Below are 22,679 nucleotides of genomic sequence, written 5' to 3'. Positions count from 1 at the left end.
CGGTCCACACGCCAGCGCGATCATTTTCCACAGAGTGGAAGAACATTCTTGACAGGTGCTTCTGTCTGGGCTAGCTTGCACTTCTGCATTCTGGTTCACCATTTGGATGGCCAATGCACGCGGAGAGGTGTCCGAGCCGGCCGAAGGAGCTCGCCTGCTAAGCGAGTATACGGGCTTAAACCTGTATCGAGAGTTCAAATCTCTCCCTCTCCGCCACATACGCAAGTAAAACGGCGAGTTACTGTCAAAGGTAACTCGCCGTTTTTGCGTTCTAGCTGGGTAAAATTCGGGGCTGCGCGGGGTGGCGTGCATACCGCCATGCATACTTTTGGGAAATCTGTGGGGAAAATCAGATAGTGCCATTGCCCAAGGGAAACCGTTTCGCATCATACAACGCTAGCAGCGAAGTACCACGGTAAAATCATTGCGCCCTAGCAAGGCGTTTTTCGAGAAAATATATTGCAACCCCTGCATATTCAGGGAGTTCTCCCTGCCCGTTGGCTGTCTTCCAGCGTTCAATGAGCTGACGAATTTGTGATTTTTTAGCATCCTGAGGCAATTTGTTCATCTCTTGCTCCACACGACCAATGACTGCCAAACGATTATTCATAATCTGCTCATAATTCAAGTTTAAAACACCTTCTGTTCCCCTCTGCTCACCTCCAAGTTCTAGACAAAAGGCGGTATCTTCTGATTCAATTTTACCTGTTAGCCGTGTGTAGCGTATTCTAAGCCTCGCATGATGCTCTGGGTTCGCCGGATTGTATGTTAAATTCCGGTTACTCTTTCTGGTATCGCAGTGCTGCTTACGGGGAGGTTGACCCTCATTTCCACTGCATACCGCTAATAGGTTAGAATATGAAAGTTCAAGATCACAATTGTCAGATTGGCATTTCCAATGCTCGATGCTCATTGTATCTTTTGTAATACGCGCCATGCAGTACGCACATAAAAAATTTTGTTCTCGAAGCAGGCTATCTTTCAATGCTTCTTTAGGACAGTTGTCATAGCTTGCATTTGGCGTACTACGATATTGACGCAACGGATCCGTGCTATTTTTATGTATCGGAAGCATGCGGCTACTCCTCAATATCGGCCTGTTCTTGACCCATCATAGTTAAGTAGCTGTTTGCGCTGATGAGTGCAGGAATTTTACCGGTACTTTTAGCCAGATCCGAGATCGACCTCCGCGCGTCTTCAAATTTGCCTTCTTCAATAAGGTGATCAATATCTTTAAGAACTTCAGTCACTTCTGGGCTTCGGCTTTCAGCCCCCATAACCTCACGCAAGAGCTCAGACGACTCCATGCCATAAGAGCGTGACGGGTGGTATGGCTCTTCGCCCGGCTCAAGTATCCATACCGACTCTTTGGGCACTTCACCCAGAACTTGGGGGGAGTGACTAGAAATTAAAAATTGACAATTTGGAAAGGTCTTTTGTAAGCTGGGAATAATTTTGCGCTGCCATTTCGGGTGTAAATGCAATTCTATTTCATCAATAAGAATAATGCCTTCCCCATCAAGCGGATTAGTTAGTTCGGAGTTAGCAATTGCAAGACGCCTGGCGATATCCCCAATAAGAATGATATAGCCCCTCTCTCCGTCTGACAGCTGCCTATAAAATATATTTTTCCCATCTTTTTCAATAACAAATTGCCATGTTTCTCTATCAAAACTAAAATCAGAAAAATCACAGAAGCTTTTTATTGCGCTCCTTACTGCTTGAAGCTGCTCATCGTAATGAGTTATACTATGTTTACTTTTTTGAAGTTCCAAATCCTCACGAGCTTTGAACCATCTAAAAAATGAATGGTAGTCATAATTCCTAGAAATAGCATCGTCATAACATGCAGTAGGAGATATGATATATTCATTTTCATTTTTTGCATAAAAACATTCTGTAGATCTTGTCGCCTTATAACTCAAGAATATTGGAAGATTCCGAGTTTTTTTATTCAGAACTATAGCGTTAATAATATTTTTTACATACGGCTCAAGCTGATGGCAATGATATGTCGTTTTTGTTGAAAAATTTCCTTTTTCAATTGTTTTTGTAGCTCCTAATCCCCATGTTATCAGCGACTTATCAAACATTGAAATTTCTATATATGAATCAATAGACTCATTATAAATATCTTCATACGACAAATTAATTTTTACAGCAAAATTCTTTCCGAGCTTATCTGTAATATTCCCGAGCAAAATATTTATAGCTTCAAATAAAGAGCTTTTTCCTGATCCATTTTCACCAAAAAAGACATTTAGTTTTGCATTTAAATTAAGAGTCAACCCTTCAAAACAGCGGAAATTTTTTAGAGATATAGATTTAATATACATACGGCCTCCGCTATTTTTCGTGCAGATATATAGCTATCGTGCAGTTGAAGGAAAAGCACACCAGTGTACATGCTGTTACACGCCAGCAAGGGTGTTGACTCCCAAGACCGCAGACATAATGCTTGCCTCCCCTTCTTATCCTCTCGGCAGCAGAAACTCAAACGGCACATTAACCCAACATAAATTCCCCATTCCGAATCACGCAGAGTCAATGCTAATCCGATTGTAACCATACACCGATGGCAATCATGTACCAGCCACAACCACACTTTGAAACGTCAGACATTCCCCACCTCGGCTAGTTATAATCAAGCGACTTAACCCCACCATTAGCCGCAAAAAGGCGGGTTGCCTCAAGACAACCCGCCCTTACTACTGGCTCAGCCAAGCCTACCCTTCTGCCTCAGCCCCGTCACCGTGAATAGCTACACCCCCAACCACCCCTTCAATGACCCCGGCTAAGCGGTCAAGGTTAGGGGCAACACTACGCAGGTAAATATCCGTTGTGGTGGGCATCTGGTGGCCCAAAAGCTGCTGGATGTCGGTTATGTCGGCCTTCTGCGATTTAACCAGACTGACGGCAAAATACTGCCGTATGGCATGAAACCCGAAGGGGGTTACCCCTGCTTTCTTGCAAAGCCGTTTCAGCATCAGCTTCATTGACGGCTGGCGCATATTGATGGCTGGCACATGGTATATGGTTGATATCGGGTTAGTGAGCACAAAGCCCACATTGCCCGTTACTGGCCTTTTTTGCGTCTGAATAGACAGAAATCCGTGCGGCTGGGGGGGATGCCGTGGAGGGAGATATGGAAAAAGCTTTTGCTTAGCCGCCGATAATCTGCATAGCCATCTTGGGCATGGAATTGGCCTGCGAGAGCATGGCCACCGACGATTGTGTCAAAATCTGCTCGCGCACAAAGCGCGTCATTTCCGAGGCCACGTCCACATCCGAAATGCGCGACTCTGCGGATTGCAGATTTTCAGCCTGCGTCTGAAGATTGCTCACGGTATTTTCAAGCCGGTTTTGCAATGCACCGAGCGAGGCGCGAATTTTGTCCTTTGAAACAACGGCGTTATCAATAGCCACAAGTGCCTTTTGGGCCGCATCCTGCGTGCGGATATTCTCAGCCGCTCCAGAGCCTGAACCAATTACATCATCACCGTGCACAGTAGGAGAGCTAGTTTGATCAGTTTCTATAGCGTGCAACACTCCAGAGTTATTTGTTGCAAATACATACAAATTTGACGAAGCATCTTCGTACAACTCCACAGTTTGTACTGGGTCGTAGTTTGAAAAATGTGCCATATTATTCCAATATACAGTCAAGAAGTTAAGCTGGTCAGTTCCCATATAAGTCAGGCCCTTACTGGAAATATAATCCGCTTTTGCTGCCGAACTAGACAAACCACCGCTATCCCCCAACCCAAGCGAACTCGCCGTAACGCTACCGATCTGAATATAGTAATAGTCTTCGGCGCTGTCGTTGGCAGTGCCAAAATGGATCTTCATTTTGCCGGAGGAGGTCATGCCCACACCATCGTGGGTACCGCTGGACAGATTGCCATTCAGCAGATGGATACCGTTGAAGTCTGTAGCGTTGGCGATTCGGGTGATTTCAGAAGCCATGGCCTGATATTCCGAATCTATCATAAGCCGTTGCGTGGAATCATAGGTTCCCGTGGCAGCCTGCTCTGCCAGTTCCTTCATGCGGATGAGCTTTTCATCAATGACCGCAAGCGCCCCGTCTGCCGTCTGGAGCAGCGAAATGGCATCGTTTGCGTTGCGCACCCCCTGATTGAGGGTAGAAATGTCAGTTCGCATCAGTTCACGAATGGCAAGGCCAGCTGCATCGTCTGCGGCGCTGTTCACCCGCAACCCGGTTGAGAGGCGCTGTGTGGATGTTGCCAACTCGGTGTAGTGCGACTGAAGATTGTTCGCAACGCTGTTGGCCATCCAATTGGTGTTTATGTACATGTGCCCCCCTGATTACTTGGGGATTTGCAAATTTCATGCACAAGTTAATGGATATTTTTTTCCCGTTCACCCTCCAAAAGCAGCTTTTTTCGCCAATATTTTGGCGAACAGTCATTCCCAGCATAATACTTTGATAAAAAAAAGGCGAGCTGTCGCAAAGTAACCCGCCTTTCAAACTACTGCAACCAAGCCGTCTTCGAGCTCAGCCCCGCGCTGCTGAACATCCCAACCGCTGCGGTTTGTTCAGGCTTAGGGCAAAACGAAAAGGAATATGAAAAACTTCCGGCTGCACTGCGGCCGTAATCGCTGCCGCACTACGGCTATACCTTGTTGCTGTGCGTTTCATTCCACACTTTTGCCCAGTCCAGAAAGTCCTGAGCGCTCATGGGCCGGGCAATACCATAGCCTTGTGCAAGCGCACACCCCAGCTTCAACAAGCTTTCACCGTGCTCGGCTGTTTCAACCCCTTCGGCTATCACCTGACGATAAAAGGCTTTGGCGAGCCCCACCACACCAACCACAATTGCAAAGTCGTTGGGGTCTTCTAGCATGCCGCGCACAAAGCTTTGGTCAATCTTGATTACGGCGGCAGGCAGGCGCTTGAGATACGTGAGCGAAGAGTAACCTGTTCCAAAATCATCCAGGGCAAATCCCACGCCAATGTTCACGCATTCGAACATGAGAGACGAAACCTGATCAAGATCCTGAAGGGCACTTGTTTCAAGAATCTCCAGCTCCAGATGATCGGGTGGCACGTCTGGATGTTTTGCCAGCAGCTCCTTGAGCCGCATCTTGAACGCGCTGTGAAGGAGCTGATGGGCGCCGATATTGACGCTTACGGGCAAATCCAGCCCGTAGCAGGACCAGATATTGATCTGTTCCAGAGCGTGGTCAATCACCCACTCGCCGATAGCGATACTAATGGGGTGTTCGGCAATGGGCGGCAAAAATTCTGAAGGGGGCAAGAGGCCGAGTTCAGGATGCTGCCAGCGAATCAGGGCCTCCGCGCCTATCAATGTCTTGGTACGCAAATTGATTTTGGGCTGAAAATGCAGAACAAGTTCGTTCTGGGCGATGGCCTTGCGCAGGCTGGTCACCAGATGCTGCAAACGGATCGTCGCTTCTCCCTGCACAATATCAAAGATTGCGTACTGAATCTTGCCCTGCTGCTTTGCCTGATACATGGCCTGATCGGCGTGGCGCATCAGCAGATCAGCTTCTCCATTATCTCTGGGATAAAACGTTACCCCGATGCTGACAGTAATGACGAGCTCCATCCCTGCAATATGAAATGGCTGCGAAGAAACGTGCAACAGACGTTCTATTATCGGAAAACAGTCAATTTCATGCTCAAGGCCATTCAGCACAGCAACAAATTCGTCTCCACCAATGCGAGACAGCGTGTCGCCATCGCGCAAAACATCTTTCATACGCTGGGCAAGTATCAGCAGCAGCTGATCGCCAATTGCATGGCCATGCAGATCATTGATCTGCTTGAAGCTGTCAAGATCGAGATACAGCACTGCCAGCGAAACGTTGCGCTGTAGGCACAAAATCATTCCCTTGCGCAGTCTGTCTGCCAAAAGAACACGGTTGGGCAGGCCTGTGAGCGAATCATAATGTGCTGCCCGCTCCAATTGGCGCTGATAGTCTTTCATCTGGGTGATGTCTGAAAACAGCACCACATAATTTTGCACAGCGCCCGTAGAGTCGTTAACTGCTGTTATATCTGTCAGCGCCGCATACAGCTGCCCGCCGCGAGTTCTGTTCCAGAGTTCTCCGCACCAGTTGCCCCGCTGTATGAGTGTTTGCCACATGTTGTGGTAAAAGTCGTCATTCTGAAGTTCAGACCGCAACACCAGATGGCTCTTGCCCTGAATTTCGTTTGCACTGTACCCCGTAATGCGGCTAAACGCACTGTTTACTTCAACAATCACACCATCAGGATCAAGAATCATGATCCCCTCGTGTGAATGGGAAAAAACATTGGCGGCGCGTTGACGGCGGGTTTCTTCCAGCCTCTTTTCCGTTACATCAACAACCGTCAGCAGAGTGCTGCCGTCTGGCAAGCGCTCGGCCACAATCTCAAAAGTACGCAGCACGCCATCGGCACGGTACAACTGATAGGCGCACATGGTCACTTTTCCGCCATGGGCGGCCTTGAGCTGCGAATGCCATTTCTGGATTTCATTTTTGCGGGCCAGTTCATCCGGGCATGTGCGCAGCCACCACACTTCCACGGTTGGCACATCTTGCAAAGCATAGCCAAACATCCGCGAAAATGCAGGATTAACGACAATAAACTGCTCATCTTCGCCTATAAGCACAATACCCTGGGGCACGTTTTCCACCAGGGTGCGGAACCTGGTTTCGTTCTCGCGCAAACGGTCTTCGCGCTCAACCACAGATTCTGCCATCACGGTGATATCCCGCGACAGATTTTCAATTTCTTCTATTGGTGAAAGGGGGATACGCGTATCATAGTTACCGCTGGCAATGGCTCCTATTCGCCCAGAGATTCTTTCCACGCCTTGCGCAATACGCCTGCTGACCCACAAGGCAGCCAGAATGGTAATGACCAGAGCTATCGAACACCCTAGCGCCAACGACCAAAGCGTTGACCGAACAATGCCGTACACCTGGTCAACAGGCTGGCCGGCAAGGGTTGTCCACCCTGTTTCGGCAATGGGCGTCAGGTAGCCAATATAATCCACACCATCAAGCCTAAAGTGCTGTGTCTTTGCCTCGTTGCGCGCAGCGGCCAACGGCAGCAGATTTTTAAGATTTTCCTGCCGCAGGGCCCTTTCTGCATCGGGATGGCCCACCACATTGCCGCGCTGGTCAAAAATCATGGTCAACAACGTGCCCTTGTCGCTCAACCTGCCTGCAAATCTTGAGACATCCTTAAGATCGAGCTCACCCACCAGAACATAGCGCTGCGAAGAATGGACGGCAGCGGGCGTGGAAAACGTAAATGGCACTGCCAGAGCCACCACAATATTACCGCGTGCAGAGAGATATGTGTTTGACCAGATTTTTCCGGCGCGCTCCTTGGCTTCCATGGCAAAAAGGCGTCCTGAAAAATCAATTCCCGTCAGGTTACTGCGAAGACTGCGATGATCCTTGGGCATGCCCACCGCCACAACACGGTACGTGGAATCAACAACATACAGGGCTTCGATTCCCATCTGCACCTGAGCAACAGTATCAAGCATTTCTTCAAGCTGCTCTGGCTGCACCGGCGATTTTGCCGCAATATCGGCCACCAGCAGGCTAAGGTGCGAGTCAAAACTGCCCAAATAGTGGCCAACCTGCGAGGCCGCAGCCTGACTCAGCAGCTGGTGCTGGTTACTCGCCTCTGTCTTGAGTTTGGGAACAAGCGCCCAAAGCAATACCAGGGCCACCGTCAATACAGACAAAACAACCTGAATTGACAGACCCAGTGACAGCCAGAACCTGAGTGGACGTGACATAGCCGCCTCCCTCAACGCACCCGCAAAAAGTGGCCGTTGTGGATTGTGGTCATATACGTTTCCCTTTTCGCATCGCCCATTTTGTCAAACAAAATTTCGGACTGAACTCCGATGAAAGTTCCTTTGGAAAGGATTGCCTGCTTCAAGGTCTGGTTTTTGTCCTTGCCCGCCAGGGCGGTCAGCACCACATTCATCGCGTCAAACGCTGTAACGCCGCCAAACCCTGGCTCCATGGAAAACCGGTCGATATATGCCTGACGGAACGCCAGATAATTGGGATTATTGCTTTCACGGTCCATAAACTGGGCAATCATCATCCCTTCAACCGCGCGTCCGCCGAGCTCACTCAGCCGCTCGGTCGCAGCCCATTCTGATGTTGCAATATGAACGTGCTGGTCGCGTTTTCTCACCTGTTGCGCCAGCATGGCGGTGTCGAGCGAATTGGCAATTACAAGCACAGCATCAGGCTTTACCCTGAGCAGCTTTTCTGCAAGTGCGGCAAAATTCACATCATCACCCGAATAATAGTATTCGGCCAAAACAACTTCGCCGCCGTGTGCCGCAAACCCCTTGCGATAGGCCTTTAACCAGCTTTCGCTGTATGCCTCGTTGCGCATGTCGTAGGCCACCGCAACCCGGCGAATGCCTTGCTGGCTTGCATGATAATCAGCACTTTTATGGGCATACTCTGCCGTGGATGAGATAACCCGAAAAAAGTAGTCGTCGATGTGCGACAATTCCTGGGTCGAAACAGTAGGGCTTACCATGACAACCTGGGCCTGATTGACGAGGGGAACAGTCGCCATGGCAACCATGCTGGTCATCGGCCCCACAATGGCTGCTACCTTTTGATCAATCAGACGCTGTACCGCCAATCTCGCCTGATCGGCATTCTGCTGATCGTCCTCAACCAGCAGCTCAACGGTGCGGCCATTCACGCCGCCAGCCTGATTGCACATTTCAACCGCCAACAGGGCTCCATTGCGGCCAGCAATCCCAAGATCGGCCACGCGGCCTGAAACACCGCCCATAAAGCCAATTTTCACCGGTTCGTTTGGCGAACAGCATGCGAGAGAACCGGACAAAACCAGCATCAGAAAGAAATAGTGCAGCCTGATGGTTATCATGATGGTCGTTCTCCACTTACGTGTGAATGCCTGCCAACCAGCGTGATGCCTCTATGCCTACTGCGGCTGCTGGTGGCGTTTGCCGCCCGCCCATATGCGGCGATGCCCCCCAGCGTGAGCAACAGATGTATTTGACTACAGCTCTGAAGTGTAACAATCACACAGCACAAGTTACACCAGTTGCCATAATTTGAATTGAGAGTACTTGTGAAATCAAACCAGAACATGCTTTGTTTTTACTGTTTTTCACTGCATATTAGCCATGCAATAAAATAATATAAAAAATATAAATCAATATAACTCGCCTGCCTACCCGCTGCAATATAAAAATTGCAACGTGTTTCCAACACATTAACACACCAGCCAGACCACGAAAAAGAAAATTTTCGTTGCGCATTGACATAAAACACAACTTTATCAAATATATTCATATTTCTTTAATCATGGCAAAGGCAAGGAGAACCAGGGTATGAAAAAATGGCTCATGCCGTGCATAGCGGTAGTTATGTATGCATCCATCATGCTATCCGCAGGGTGCATCAAAAAGGCAGAGAATTATCAGCAATTTGCAGTAAGCTTTGAGTGGCAGGGCGGAGGACTGCAATCCCCCAGCCCGCCGATTGTTGTGACCAACCCGCCCACTGGAACCGCTTTTTTCCGTGTGCAGATGACAGATCTGGACATGACCAGCTTTGACCACGGCGGCGGTGTTGTACCCTGCACGGTCAAAAACGGCGTGGCCACAATTGAGGCTGGCGCTATAAAGGGCTACCGTGGGCCGGAGCCGCCCGCGTTGCAGCGCCACCAGTACATGATCAAGGTCTTTGCACTCAACGCAGACCAAACACTGGTGCTTGGGGAAGGAAAAGCGGTTCGCCGTTATCCGCAGTAAATATCTGCACGTTAGTTCGCATAAAAAATCCCGGCAACTTGTGGTCGGGATTTTTTATGTTTTGGCAGACGCAAAAGGTACAAGGGCGAGCGTCCAGGGCGGGCTCACTGTTTGCGGCCAGCAAACTAACACAACAATACAGCCACTTACACCATTTTGCTGCAATGCAAGATATATGACGACATACCTCTGAAAAGGGCCGTGCATCTCAGAACAACCGCCGCTGTGAGAGCTTTTGACTGGCCAAGCTGCTACCCCTTTGCCTTTTCGAGTATTTTCGCCTTAATAAATTTGAATCCCCCTAGAGCTTCACAAAAAAATACCGATATGCGCGTATAGAAAACACACTGAGAGATAGGTGGATTGGCGTTCATACTGCCGGGAGAACAACCCAGATATCTGGCATCAGATTATTTGTGCCTTCTTTATGACAGAACACTAATACTCTGATTACTAATGACATTATTAATGACACAGAGACGCGGCCCACCTATGGACACAGCATGCCTTCTGTGCAATCTATATAACATGCCAAAGTGGCAATACGCGCAAGTTGCGGCTCTGAATCCAATCATTTTCAATAAAATCCCACCTGACGACATATTTACGTCGGGGATACTATTTGGACAGACGCTGCCCAATAAACACAGCACAACCATATGATTTTATGCCCTAAAAAACGGTTCAGCTGGGTTTTATTTTTATGAGTGACGAATACAACAAAGAAATACCACCCGTTTCGCGGACATTGTTCAGGCGTTATCCCTCCATTGCGCACATGCGTGATCCGCTTTGCGCCGAATGGAACCAGGAGCTGGACAAGAAACTTAGCTCCCACGAACTGGCAGAGCTGATCGACTTCAGCCCACTGAATCACATATTTCAAAATTTTCTTGAAGTCGTGGGCCTCCCGGTATCAGTCATAGATTTTAATGCACGGGTGCTGGCATCATCAAAATGGCAACGCATCTGCTCAGAATTTCACCGCGCCAACAAGCATACTCTTGAGCGCTGCCTGGAATGCGATGCCGTGCTTTCACGTAAAGAACTGGGTGCAAAACCCTATGCCACATACAGATGCCTCAATGGCCTCACAGACTGCACGGCCCCAATTGTGATTGAAAACCAGCACGTGGCGAACATTTTTATTGGACAGTTCTTTCTTGAACCGCCAGACATGGACTTTTTTTCGAGGCAGCAAATAAAATTCGGCTTTGATGAGGCAGCCTATTTTGCTGCACTGTCTGAAGTGCCCATTGTTGCAGAGGAAAAAATTCCCGCCATTCTAAACCTGCTTTCTGGCCTTGCGCACCAGATAGCCCAGCACAGCCTGGCAGAAAAACGAAGCCGGGCTGCATACGCAAGCATAGAACAACAGGTGATAGAAAGGACGCGTCAGTTGCAGTCCAGCCATGAACTGCTGAACAAACTGTCATCACAGATTCCGGGGGCCATATACCAGTTTCATCTGCGTACCGATGGTTCAGCCTGCCTGCCTTACGCCAGCGAAGGGCTGCACGAAATGCTCGGCGTGCGGCCTGACGAAGTACGCGACAATATTGACGCCCTGCTCCCTATCATTGAGCCAGAAGATTTTTCACACATCTGGGCGGCAGTGATTGAATCAGCCACCACGCAATCCGTATGGAATGCCCAGTTCAGGGTAAATCTGCCAGGCAGGGGCATTCTGTGGCGGGAGGGTACAGCCAGCCCAGAGAGGCAGCCCGACAACAGCACAATCTGGCACGGCTTTATTCAGGATATTTCAGAGCGCAAACGCATAGAGGCCACGCTTGCGGAGGCAAGCCGACAGATGGAAGCCTTGAGTGTTACAGACTCGCTCACAGGCATACCCAACAGGCGCCATTTTGATGAAGTTCTGGACAGGGAATACGCACGCCATGCGCAGGAATCGGGCACGCTTGCCCTGATTTTTATAGATATAGACTACTTCAAAAGGTTTAACGACAGCTACGGGCATATTGCTGGCGATGAATGCCTGCGAAAAGTTGCCAGCATTATCGCGCAGCATGTCCCCCTCCCCGCCTGCGCAGCACGGTTTGGCGGCGAGGAATTTGCCTGCGTGCTCCCTGATACAGACCTGCATACAGCAGTAGGCATCGCAAACCAGATCAGAACAGGCATTATGGATTTGCGGATCCCCCATACTGAGTCGGGCGTTGCCGATTGTGTTACCGTGAGTCTTGGCGTGTCTTCTGGCCCGTGTGTACCCAACAATACCATTGCAACCATGGTGCGGGCAGCAGATGCGCAACTGTACCTTGCCAAGGCTAGCGGCAGAAACCGCGTCGAATCTATCTTTCTTTCCGGTGTAGTCGGCACACAGGCAAACAGCTAAGCATCAGGATAATGCAACTAGAGCCCTGCCGTCGATTTTTGCACACCAGACAGTCAAAAGCTGACCTCTGAGGCTATTCCAGTCTGTAAATGTATGGTTTTAAGACAATACCTAAAAACTGCTTTCAGCTGACTGGAAGCCGTATACCTCGGATCAGAACAACGCTATACTCTTTGAGCACACACTTACTCCTAGTTCAGCCAGACGGATAGCAGATTTCAAGATTCACTCGTTTTGCAATGTAAAAAAGCAGCCACCTTCAGCACCAGTACCTGGAACAATACGGATTATGACAAACAGATACTTTTACGCTGGAGCAGAAAGCAATAACGTTGCGAAAAAGGTGCTTGAGAACACAACAATCATTCTCATCGTCCAGGCAACACGCTTATGAACACAAGATCCATCAAAACACTTGTCTACTCCTGCTTTGTGGCCGCGTTTATCATTGCTGCTTCCATATACATCATCAACGCCTACAATGAAGAAAAAAACCGGTCCATTGAAAAGGCAAGAATCGCGGCAGAGAGCATCTACACCCTGAACCAGACCATTCTTGAGCGCTTCATGCTCAAAATCAGGCCCAAGACTTTGCTTTTGATGGGCAACTCGCCCGGGCAGAAATTTGATCCCGACCTCATGTCTGCATTTTACAATTTGCGCAGCATCAACAGCGGCTATATCGCCATGGGTGGCGACCAGTACCGCATCAAACTCTCTACCATCAACTCCCGTCACCCCCTGGATGAAGCGGACGACTTTGAAGTGCAAAAAATCAGGGAATTCAATGCAAACAGAGCTCTGAAAAGGTTTCAGGGGGTTCGTGAAATCAACGGCAGCCCATACTACACGGTTATGCATGCCTTTATGATTACTGATGCAACCTGCGCTCCCTGCCACTCTACCCCTGATGTTGCTCCCCCAGGGCTTGTGGAAATTTATGGCACTGACAGCGGCTTTGGCTGGCCTGTGGGAGAGATAATTTCTGCCATTTCCATCCAGATACCGCTGGCATCGGCTCTGGAAACCGCCAACAGCAACGCCAAGGCATCTTCACTGTATTTTTTGGCCTTTTTGTGCGTTTTTTTGATTATTACCGGCTATCTGCTCAACACCCAGGTCATCACTCCCCTGCAACGCGCGCGCGATGTTGCCATGCATATCGCCGCCAACCCCACCGAGCGCCTTGGCGAACGCATCGCCCTGCCAAAAAGCCGGGAGCTTGCCGAATTTGCCCAGGCCTTCAACGACATGGGCGTTGCCCTTTTTGATGAAAGGGCCAGCCTGGAAGAACGGGTTGCCGAGCGCACGGCCGAGCTGGCAAAAGCCAATAAAAAACTCGAAATTCTCAGCAATCTCGACGGATTGACAGGACTGCCCAACAGAAGAAAATTCGATGCATTCTATCAGTCTGCCTGGCAGCAGGCTTGCGAGAGTGCCCTGCCACTTGCCATAATCATGCTGGATGTGGACTGGTTCAAAAACTTCAATGACAGGTACGGGCATCAAGAGGGGGATGACTGCCTGCGCCGCATCTCCCGCATACTTGAGCAGATTCCCGGAAGCAGCCAGGGGCTTGCAGCCCGCTACGGCGGCGAGGAGTTTGTAGTTGTGCTGCCGGGTTGTGAGGGGCCAGAGGCCCTGACTGTGGCGCAAAAAATTGGCAAGGCTGTTGAAGACGCGGGGATTCCGCACGACAAGATTCAGGCAACCGGCGTAGTAACTGTCAGCGCGGGGGTGGCCTTTTGCTATCCGGCGACAGGTCAGAACCCGGAAGACCTGCTTAAAAAAGCTGATGCAGCACTGTACAAAGCCAAGGCCAACGGCAGAAACAACAGCGTACTGGCCAGCTAGGGCCGCGCGCCATCAAACAGACATGGCGCACCAGCTTTTTACTGCCGCATTACCGCATACAGGCTAGTGTGCGGGGGCATTCTCGGTCTTCAGATACGCAAAGTACTTGCCATCTTCCTTGACCATATGGTTCAAAACAAGATCGTGTATGATACATTGCAGCATCTGCACAGACGTTACCGGGCTTTCAGCATCCTGATCCAGCAGACCAGAGCATTTTTGCAGCAGCTCGTGGTGCCGTGCCACATGCTCCTGAGCATCTGGGTATCCGCTGGCATGCAGAATTTCTTCTTCGTCGGCAAAATGTTTTTCAACAATCTGGTAAACGTTACTGAACCGCAAACGCAGATCTGTGGCATCTTCCTCCGCAATGGCACATTCAAGCAGGCCATTGACGATGGAGACCAATTCCATGTGCTGCCCGTCGATGAGGGCGTTTCCCGAAGAATAATCCCTGTTCCAGACAACCTGTAAGCCCCAGCTGCTCGACGAATTGTGTTGAATATGCAGATCATCCCAGTCTGCGCTGAATTTGACGCAATTTCTGCCATCGTGTTTTGCCTGATAGAGCTGCTCATCCGCACGCTGCACTATCTGCTCTGGCGTTGCAGAGGCATCGCAAAGACAGGAAACAACCCCAACGCTGACAGTCACCACGCTGGCAACCTGCGAACCGGCATGGGGAATACCCCGCTGCAAAACTGCCTTGCGAATATTCTCGGCCAAACTCAGCGCCCCCAGAACATCCGTTTCGGGCAAAAGGCAGACGAACTCCTCCCCTCCATAACGCGCGGCCAGATCTGTGGGACGGTTGAGACACTGGGCAACAGTCTGCGCAACCAGCTGAAGGCATGCGTCACCCTGCACATGGCCGTAGGTGTCGTTGAAATTTTTGAAAAAATCTATGTCCAGCATGATGAGCGAAAGTGTTGCCCCAGAGCGGATATGGCGGTTGCATTCATAGGCAAGCATGGCGTCAAAATGCCGCCTGTTGGAAATTTTTGTCAGACCGTCCTCGTTGGTCATCAGCTCCAGCTTGCGGTTAGATTCCGCCAGGGCGATCTCTGCAAGTTTGCGCTCGGTAATATCCTCATGCGCCACCACAACCATGCGCGGGCCATCACCGCGAAAGGGATTAACCCTGCCCAGAAACCAGCGTTTTTGCTCTGGCGAGTGGCAGCCATATTCCATCACAAAAGAGTCAGCCGTCCCGTCAAGCACCGCTTGCATTCCCTGGGCAAACGACTGCGCTTCCTTGGCATTCTCTGCGCACACCCCCTGGCAGACATGCAGATAGTTTACCCCTTCAGATACCAGTTCGTGTCGCATGCCATTGCCAGCGGCAAAGTCGCGCCAGGCCTGATTGACCAGCACGATTTCGCCCGCCGCGTTGATGAGAGCAATGTTGGCTGAAAGCCCGTTGAGCGTGGATTCCAGAAAGTGCTTGGAAGAACGCAACTGGTCAGACAATTGCTGGCTCACCATCATGATCAACCAGATGGTCCAGAAGGTACTGGTGGTCATAAGAAGGAAATACGTGACCGCGACTGGTGCGGGCCGCTGGAACACGGGCATCTGCGATGCACCCCACCACGGCAGCACGGCAAGAACAAAAAGCCAGACCGCGTTGAAGACAAATACATATTTTAAAAATCTGGCAGGCAGAGTGTGCCTGCAATTGCCACGGGCAACCGTAAGGGCTGAAGCCAGAGAAATTATGGAACACGAAAAAGAGATGAGGGTTCGCCGCGCAAAGATACTGCCCTCAACAAACACAAAATAGCACAGCACGGCAAAAGTCATGCCCGCAACAAGCAATACGGGGCGCAGCAGTTTTTTGTTCTCTACAAACTCTGCCAAGCCAATATAAATCGACAAAAAGCAAAGTATGAATGATCCCGCATAAATAAAAATTGCGACAGATGATACGGCTTCAACGTCCCTGAATGAATTTATAAAAAAACCAAAAACCATCAGTGCGCTGCCCAAAGCCCACCACGCAAGCCCCTGCCCGCCCCTGTTGATCCTGCACTGCAACAAAAAGGCTACCAGCTGTGTGCCACAGCACAAACCATAGCAAATAGCTAGCGTTTTTATATCAATAAAATCAGTCATGCTGTTGGCACTCACGGTTGGCGGATCGTCTGCTCTAACCCGAATACCTGAACACAGCGCAGGCTGATTGTAAACAGCATTGTGGGGCGCGCTGCGTTTGCTTCCAAGGCAAGCACATGCGAAACTGACACCCTACACAATGCCGCGCATTTTCGCGGCCAGCCAGGGCGCAAAGCCCGCACAGACCACAACCAGCAGCCAAAGATTGCCGGATCTCAGGTCGTAGGCTGCCGCCAGATCGACCCACGGTCTGTTCAGGGCAACGCCCAGCAAACACTCAAAAATCACCGCCAGCACAGCCCATACAACACCAACAAGCACAAGCTGTCGTAACCCGCAATTTCCAAAACGCGGAACACGCAGCCACGCCAGCAGCACAATCATGCCGCACAACAACACGCCACTGACTGGCAAGGCATACCAGCCCAGCAGCGGGTGCAGGGCAAAGTCCCGCAACGCACCATTGAGCACTGCCAACGGAATGATCATCAGCCACGTTGGCAGCGATTTTATAATACATTCAAGAGAGTTTTTTGAACGCATCATCACCCCCTCCTCTTCTTTTATCCATCATATGGCTTCAGATATTGCGACATTACGGTAATCGGCCAAAAAACACTTTTTTGCCGCAATCCATGCCATCCCGCCCTGTCGATGTATATAAAATCCGAACCGACCCAGTAAAAACCTTATCCCCTTGCTATTGATTATAGGCACTGATAACATGCCTGATTAATCAGCATAGTAATTCTGCATTTTCATGGATTTGGCAGCCTTCAGGAATACACATGCTCAACAATTTTTTTGTCGCGCGACAGCCAATCTTTGACAGTTTCGGCAAGCTTTGGGCTTTCGAGCTGCTCTTCCGCACGGGGCTGTGCGAAAATATCGCCGTCATTGACGATCCGGACGCAGCAACCGTACTGGTCGCCTCTGGCGGTTTTTTACGCGCAACATCCGGCATGCCCGAAAACGTCAAAATTTTCATCAATTTCACGGAAGAGCTGATTTTCAAGCGTTTTCCGCTGGCGCTGCCACCGCAAAACACGGTTATCGAGATACTGGAAAACATTCCCGTCACCCCAGAGCTGGTCGAACGCCTCAAGGAACTGAAGGCCGAGGGCTATATGATTGCTCTCGACGATTTTGTGGGCGATCCCGGCTACAAGGATATCTTCCCCTACATCGATATCATCAAACTCGAATGCCTCGGGCGCAGTATTGATGACGTGATTGCCATCAAAAACCGTTTTTCGGGCACGCGGTGCAAGTTTTTGGCAGAAAAGGTTGATTCCGAGGCGGCTTTTCTTGCATTTCGCGAGCAGGGTATTTCCTTTTTTCAGGGCTACTATTTTGCCAAACCACAGGTTTTAACGGGCAAGGGCATTACAAGTTCTGCCGCCGTGCGCCTCAGGCTTGCCGCTGAAATTGAAAAAGACACGCCCGACACCGAGGTTATCCTCAGCGTTGTGCAATCTGATGTTTCTCTCAGCTACAGACTGCTGCAATACATCAATTCGGCAGTTTTTTCGTTCAGGGAAAAGATCACCTCGATTCGTCAGGCCTTGACCCTGCTTGGCGCAATGAAAACAAAATACTGGCTGCGCCTCATGCTCTACTCTGACATGCTCAGCGCAAGTTCAAATCCAGAGGTGCTGCGCATGGCCTTGCAGCGGGCACACTTTCTGGATGCTCTGGGCGTTGCCTCCCGGTTTGCCGCCCCAAAAAACGAAAGCCTCTTTCTTGTGGGCATGCTTTCGCTGCTCGAAGCCATACTGGGCGTGCCCATGGCCACAATTCTCAAGGAACTGCCCCTGAGCTCTGAAATCAAGGCATCACTGCGGGGCGAAAGGGGCATTTATTCCGACTACATTGCCCTTGCCGTAGCCATGGAGCACCTGGATTTTGACCGGGCAAACAGGCTGGCCAAGGCATTGCACATACCAGAAAACGCTGTTTCAGAATCTTTTGAGCTTGCCATTGAAATATCAGACACAATGATGCGGCAGATTTCAACCGTGTAATTCCGTCATATGTTTTTGCACACAAAGTGCGCCGCATGTATGGCATCATGCGGCGCACTTTGTGTTAAAACCTTTATATATGCCAGCAGGCAAAAGCTAAACTTCTGAACGGTATTCACTCAAAACATTTTTGTGCGACTGTTCCACAATATCATTTATTTCCTGCTTGTGCAGTGCAATAGTCTCAAACATCGTGGTTGATATTTTTGCTGCAAGTTTGTCCCTGATGATCTCAAAGGCAGTATCAATGGACAAACTTTTTCTGTACGGCCTGTCTTCCATCAAGGCTGCAATCACATCTGAAAAGGCCAGTATCTTGCAGCCAAGATCAAGGTTATCCGCCTGCAAAGAATACGGATACCCCGAACCGTCAGATTTTTCGTGATGGTTCTGGGCCCAGGTTACTATTTCGTTAAACCATTCAGAGATACTCAGACTGCTTAAAATCTGCCCGGTATAATAGGTGTGCAGCTTTACCAGATCAAATTCGTCGTCGGTGAGGGGGCCGTTTTTTTCTATCAAACCAGGATCAATGCCAATTTTTCCAATATCGTGCAGATAGCCGCTTATTTTAAGTTTAAGGCACCGCTCACGCGAAAAGCCGAATATCTTGCCGATTTCATACGCAAGGTTGGCAACAGTGTACGAATGCGACGCGGTGAAATGACTTCTGAAGTCTATGATGCGTGAAATTGTAAGGGCAAATTCAAGAATATTATCAAGGCTGAGGGCAAAATTGAGCGACGAATCCACCCGCCGGAACAGCTGGTCGAGCTCAAGATTATTGATTTCTATCCAGAAAATATCGGGCACAGCAGCGGCAGCAAAGGCCTCGAAGACCTGCGGATGAAAGACCGTGCCCACATTTGTCCGTATTTTTTCCACCACAGCAGATTTTTGCTTGAGCACAAAGACATCAGGGTTGATTACTATATCCACCCTGTCTGCCAGATGCAGAATATGGCTCTCTAACGGCACAGCTCCATCGGGCATGTCCTGCATCGAGGCATAGCGAATATGGTGGTGCTTGATAACCCTGGCAACCTCTGCAAACGGTGCGAACGAGGAAAGCATCTTGCAACCCATGTCGCAGTGAGGCCGGGGATTTTGCACATCCTCCCGAATCAGCAGATCGCGCTCCTGCACCGACAATGCCCCAACATCGTGTATTGCGGCAGAGATGACCAGCGTAAAAAGCTGGTCATGCCCCAAACCCATTTTTTTACCGATATGGTAGGCAATTACGGCTGTTCGGCGGTGATGTGACTTTAGCAGATAGTTACAGCTATCAATATCCTTAATAACAGGAACAGCCAATTCTTTTAACGATAGCTTTTCCATGAGGCCAACCCTTGATTTTAAAGGGAATAGGCAGCGCTTGTAATCTGCATGACATAATATCAATATCACGCGTGCATGAAAAGAACATATTTACAAGAACTGACTGACTGATCATAGTTAAATTTCTGCCTATCCATCCACACAGTTACCGTTGCCTACGCAGACCGGCAGCGGCACGCCAACCCGCTTACCGTGCGCCAAGACACCAGCCCGCCGATTGCAGGAGGCCCCATGATTCGATACGTACACACCAACATTATTGCCAGGGATGCGGCAAAACTCATTGCCTTTTACAAAGAGGCCCTGGCCTGCAAAAGCCTGGGGCAAACCCGCGATCTGTGCGGACCGTGGCTCGACAAGCTCACGGGCCTGCCCCAGGCCCATATTACCGGCGAACATCTGCTCCTGCCCGGATGCGACACCGCGCACCCAACGCTTGAAATATTCTCTTACGACAGCCTGCGCGACGCACTGCCGCCGGAGGTAAACCGCCCCGGACTCGCCCATCTTGCCTTTGAGGTGGACGATGTGGAAGCAACCCTGGCGACAATTCTTGCCGCTGGCGGCGGGCGGGTTGGGGAGGTGGTGACCGCCGCCTACCCCAACAACATGGAAGCCGTTTTTGTGTACGCCCGCGACCCTGAAGGCAACATCATCGAGCTGCAAAGCTGGCGCCAGGCCAAACCCGTGTAACTCTGGCGGCTGTTTTACCCTTATTATAAAAAAGGCCCGTGCCGCTCTCCCGGGGTGGGGGAGCAGCACGGGCCTTTGGCGATAAACAGAAAAAGCTAGCTGGAGCGCAAGGCCGCTATGAGCTGCTCAAGCTTTTTGGTCTGCGTCACAAGGGCCTCCACGGCCTCGGTTGACTGGGCCATGGCTTCGTCAGTTTCCGAGGCAATCACACTGATGGAACTGACCGCCCGGTTGATTTCTTCCGACGTGGCAGACTGCTGCTCGGCTGCCGTGGCGATAGAGCGCACCTGATCCCCGGCCGACTCGACCATTTCCACAATTTCTGCCAGCGCTTCGCCAGACCGCTGCGCAAGGCCCGTTGCCTCGGCCACCCGCTCGGCTGCCGCGTCCATCTGCGCGGCAGCGGTGTTGGTTCCGCTTTGAATACCGCTGATGGCCGTGCGCACCTCGGTGGTGGCGTGGGCTGTTTTTTCGGCCAGCTTGCGCACCTCGTCGGCCACCACGGCAAAACCACGCCCGGCATCGCCTGCCCGCGCCGCTTCAATGGCCGCATTGAGCGCCAGCAGATTTGTCTGATCCGCAATGTCTGAAATAACGCCCATGATGGCCCCAATGCCCTGCGCCTGCTCACCAAGGCGGCGCATGCTGTCGGTCATCTGCCCGGCCTCGGCGCGAATACTCTCGACCGCAACGCCCACCTCTTCCACCAGTTTGGCTCCGTCTTGCGCCTTGTGCTTGGCCCTCTCCGCATTTTCAGAGGTGGCCGAAGCGCTTCGGGCCACTTCAAGAATGGTGGCATTCATTTCTTCCACGGCATTGGCGGTATCACTAACCCTGCCACGCTGTTCGCGCGCGCCCTGGCTGGAATGCGCCACCTGCCGCGAAAGCTGCTGCGAGGCCGTGGCGATGCTTTCTGCCACCTGCGACACTTCAACTGCGGTTTGCGCAATGGCGGTATTCTGCGCTTCGATGCGGGTTTTCTGCCCATAAATTTCTGTCAGGTCTGTCCAGAAGGTTATGGAGCCCAGCATGCGACCGTCCAGATCATAAAAGGGCGTTGTCTGCACAGATACGCGCAGCTGTTTACCTGTCTGCGTTGCGAGATCAAACTCCCGGTTCAGCGGCTTGCCTTCCTTGATGGCCCTGTCTGAGAGTGTTTCATGGTTGGCGTCACCCCGCGAAAACTGGCCAGAACGCTGGCCCAAATACGCATCCTTGGAATCCGGCTTGTCGAGCAGGCTGCACACCTGTTCATTAAGCCAGGTAATGGTAAAATTGCTGTCCACTATATAGCATGGAGTGGGTATGCCGTTGAGCACGCCCTGGGCAAAACCCAGGCGCTTTTTAAGTTCGTCTACCATGGCGCACAAATTGCTGGCAAAGCGCTGCATTTCTGCACGGTAGCGGCCTGTAAGTTCTGCCTTAAAATCGCCCCCGGCTACAGCTTCTGTATAATCGGTAAGGCGCTGCAAGGGGCCGAACACCAGCCTGCCGTTCACAAAACGGATAACCAGGGTCAGCAACAGCACCGCGCATATGCCCACGACATACAGCACCGTGCGCTGGTCTGCCGCCGGTGCGGTAAGTTCCGAATCGTAGGCGCTCATGCACACAAGCCAGCCCGTTGAAGGAACCTTGGCCACAGACATGAACTTGTCTTCGCCCTTCCACTCATATTCGAACGTGCCGCTGCCCTTTGCCAGTGCGTCCCGGATGAATGTTTCCTTGGAGTAATCCTGAAGCAGCAGCTTTTTATCCATGCTGTGCGAAATAAAACGGCCAGATTTGTCGAGGGTAAAGCCGTAGCCGCGCCGTCCAAGGCGAATGGGATCGATGGTTTTTTCGGTAAAATCTGTCCAGCGGGGGCAAACCGCCACTGCGCCAAGAACCTCGCCCTTGCTGCCGTGTACAGCCCTGGCAACCACATAGATCAGCACGTCTCCAGAGGCGGCCTTCATGACGCTTTCGCTCAGGGCCACATCCTTGCCGCTGAAAATCTGGCGGGCATAGTCCCTGTCGGCCCTGTCACCGCCGGTCAGATCGGCCATGTCGGCATTCACCCCGGCAACAATCCGCCCCTTGAGATCAAAAAGCAGAAACGACCAGTAGCCCGGCAGGGCTTTAACGTAGCCGCGCAACAATTCCTGCGCCGCTTCGGGCTGCCCGGCAAAGGCATCCTGCACCGGTTTCTGACGGGCAAGAATGCTGGCCACATCTATGGACTGATTGATGTATATCTCTGCCGAGCGCGCCACAATCTTGCTGGCTTCGTCCAGGGCTTCTGTCTGCACACCCGCCACCATGCGGTAAGAAGAGGTGGACACATAGATGACAAGCACGGTGATCACCGCAACAATGGCAGCCGTCACAGAAAGGGTGCAGATGCTGTTGATACTGACCTGACGCATGAAAAACTCCGGGGACAGACGTGAGCCGACATGTGCGGCAGCAGACATGGTCTCAAAAAACGTTTCAGATTAAATCCTA

15 protein-coding genes and 1 tRNA gene are annotated in these 22,679 nt (G+C 50.9%); 6 read left to right on the top strand and 10 right to left on the bottom strand.

Annotated elements, in window-relative coordinates; translation table 11 throughout:
- Window positions 1-121 precede the first annotated feature (121 nt).
- A tRNA-Ser gene (locus tag ACE3NW_RS05195) sits at window positions 122-216 on the top strand.
- A 205-nt stretch (window positions 217-421) separates the two neighbouring features.
- Here ACE3NW_RS05195 and ACE3NW_RS05190 read toward each other — a convergent pair.
- The 6 genes from ACE3NW_RS05190 to ACE3NW_RS05165 form a co-directional block, all read right to left on the bottom strand.
- Entirely contained in the window at window positions 422-1,075 is a 654-nt protein-coding gene (locus tag ACE3NW_RS05190; RefSeq protein WP_374281072.1) for a retron system putative HNH endonuclease, read from the bottom strand.
- A 4-nt stretch (window positions 1,076-1,079) separates the two neighbouring features.
- On the bottom strand, window positions 1,080-2,336 hold the full coding sequence (locus tag ACE3NW_RS05185) for an AAA family ATPase (RefSeq protein WP_374281070.1): 1,257 nt from the start codon (window positions 2,334-2,336) through the stop codon (window positions 1,080-1,082).
- A gap of 390 nt (window positions 2,337-2,726) precedes the next feature.
- On the bottom strand, window positions 2,727-3,011 hold the full coding sequence (locus ACE3NW_RS05180) for a tyrosine-type recombinase/integrase (RefSeq protein ID WP_374281098.1): 285 nt from the start codon (window positions 3,009-3,011) through the stop codon (window positions 2,727-2,729).
- A gap of 151 nt (window positions 3,012-3,162) precedes the next feature.
- Window positions 3,163-4,314: a flagellin gene (locus ACE3NW_RS05175; protein ID WP_374281068.1), complete on the bottom strand. Its 1,152-nt coding sequence runs from the start codon at window positions 4,312-4,314 to the stop codon at window positions 3,163-3,165.
- A gap of 320 nt (window positions 4,315-4,634) precedes the next feature.
- The gene (locus ACE3NW_RS05170; protein WP_374281066.1) at window positions 4,635-7,787 is read right to left on the bottom strand and encodes an EAL domain-containing protein; all 3,153 of its coding nucleotides are present in this window, start codon (window positions 7,785-7,787) and stop codon (window positions 4,635-4,637) included.
- 11 nt (window positions 7,788-7,798) lie between these two features.
- Entirely contained in the window at window positions 7,799-8,914 is a 1,116-nt protein-coding gene (locus tag ACE3NW_RS05165) for an ABC transporter substrate-binding protein (protein WP_374281064.1), read from the bottom strand.
- A gap of 469 nt (window positions 8,915-9,383) precedes the next feature.
- Here ACE3NW_RS05165 and ACE3NW_RS05160 point away from each other — a divergent pair, with 469 nt between their 5' ends.
- From ACE3NW_RS05160 to ACE3NW_RS05150, 3 genes are all read left to right on the top strand, one after another.
- Complete coding sequence (locus ACE3NW_RS05160) at window positions 9,384-9,806, top strand: hypothetical protein (RefSeq protein WP_374281062.1); 423 nt, start codon at window positions 9,384-9,386, stop codon at window positions 9,804-9,806.
- A gap of 703 nt (window positions 9,807-10,509) precedes the next feature.
- A complete protein-coding gene (locus ACE3NW_RS05155) occupies window positions 10,510-12,165 on the top strand; it encodes a diguanylate cyclase (protein WP_374281060.1) in 1,656 nt (551 codons plus the stop codon).
- A 390-nt stretch (window positions 12,166-12,555) separates the two neighbouring features.
- Window positions 12,556-14,019, top strand: coding sequence for a diguanylate cyclase domain-containing protein (locus ACE3NW_RS05150; RefSeq protein ID WP_374281058.1), 1,464 nt, complete (start codon window positions 12,556-12,558; stop codon window positions 14,017-14,019).
- A 63-nt stretch (window positions 14,020-14,082) separates the two neighbouring features.
- On the opposite strand, the gene ACE3NW_RS05145 is transcribed toward ACE3NW_RS05150, so the two are convergent.
- A complete protein-coding gene (locus tag ACE3NW_RS05145) occupies window positions 14,083-15,543 on the bottom strand; it encodes a diguanylate cyclase (RefSeq protein ID WP_374281056.1) in 1,461 nt (486 codons plus the stop codon).
- A gap of 723 nt (window positions 15,544-16,266) precedes the next feature.
- Window positions 16,267-16,680: a hypothetical protein gene (locus tag ACE3NW_RS05140; protein WP_374281053.1), complete on the bottom strand. Its 414-nt coding sequence runs from the start codon at window positions 16,678-16,680 to the stop codon at window positions 16,267-16,269.
- A gap of 242 nt (window positions 16,681-16,922) precedes the next feature.
- On the opposite strand from ACE3NW_RS05140, the gene ACE3NW_RS05135 reads away from it, so the two are divergent.
- A complete protein-coding gene (locus ACE3NW_RS05135) occupies window positions 16,923-18,158 on the top strand; it encodes an EAL and HDOD domain-containing protein (RefSeq protein WP_374281051.1) in 1,236 nt (411 codons plus the stop codon).
- Between the two features lie 96 nt (window positions 18,159-18,254).
- On the opposite strand, the gene ACE3NW_RS05130 is transcribed toward ACE3NW_RS05135, so the two are convergent.
- On the bottom strand, window positions 18,255-19,499 hold the full coding sequence (locus ACE3NW_RS05130) for an HD domain-containing phosphohydrolase (protein WP_374281096.1): 1,245 nt from the start codon (window positions 19,497-19,499) through the stop codon (window positions 18,255-18,257).
- A 231-nt stretch (window positions 19,500-19,730) separates the two neighbouring features.
- Between ACE3NW_RS05130 and ACE3NW_RS05125 the strand changes: the two genes are divergently transcribed.
- Entirely contained in the window at window positions 19,731-20,192 is a 462-nt protein-coding gene (locus tag ACE3NW_RS05125; RefSeq protein ID WP_374281049.1) for a VOC family protein, read from the top strand.
- A gap of 95 nt (window positions 20,193-20,287) precedes the next feature.
- Here ACE3NW_RS05125 and ACE3NW_RS05120 read toward each other — a convergent pair whose 3' ends face one another.
- Window positions 20,288-22,600 (bottom strand): methyl-accepting chemotaxis protein, encoded by a 2,313-nt coding sequence (locus ACE3NW_RS05120; RefSeq protein WP_374281046.1) that lies wholly within the window; start codon window positions 22,598-22,600, stop codon window positions 20,288-20,290.
- Between the last annotated feature and the right edge of the window lie 79 nt (window positions 22,601-22,679).

Origin of the sequence: Desulfovibrio sp., assembly GCF_041907885.1 — a bacterium.
GTDB lineage: Bacteria > Desulfobacterota > Desulfovibrionia > Desulfovibrionales > Desulfovibrionaceae > Desulfovibrio.
The sequence above is the reverse complement of the archived record's forward strand: the minus strand, read 5'-3'. Positions and strand labels throughout refer to the sequence as shown.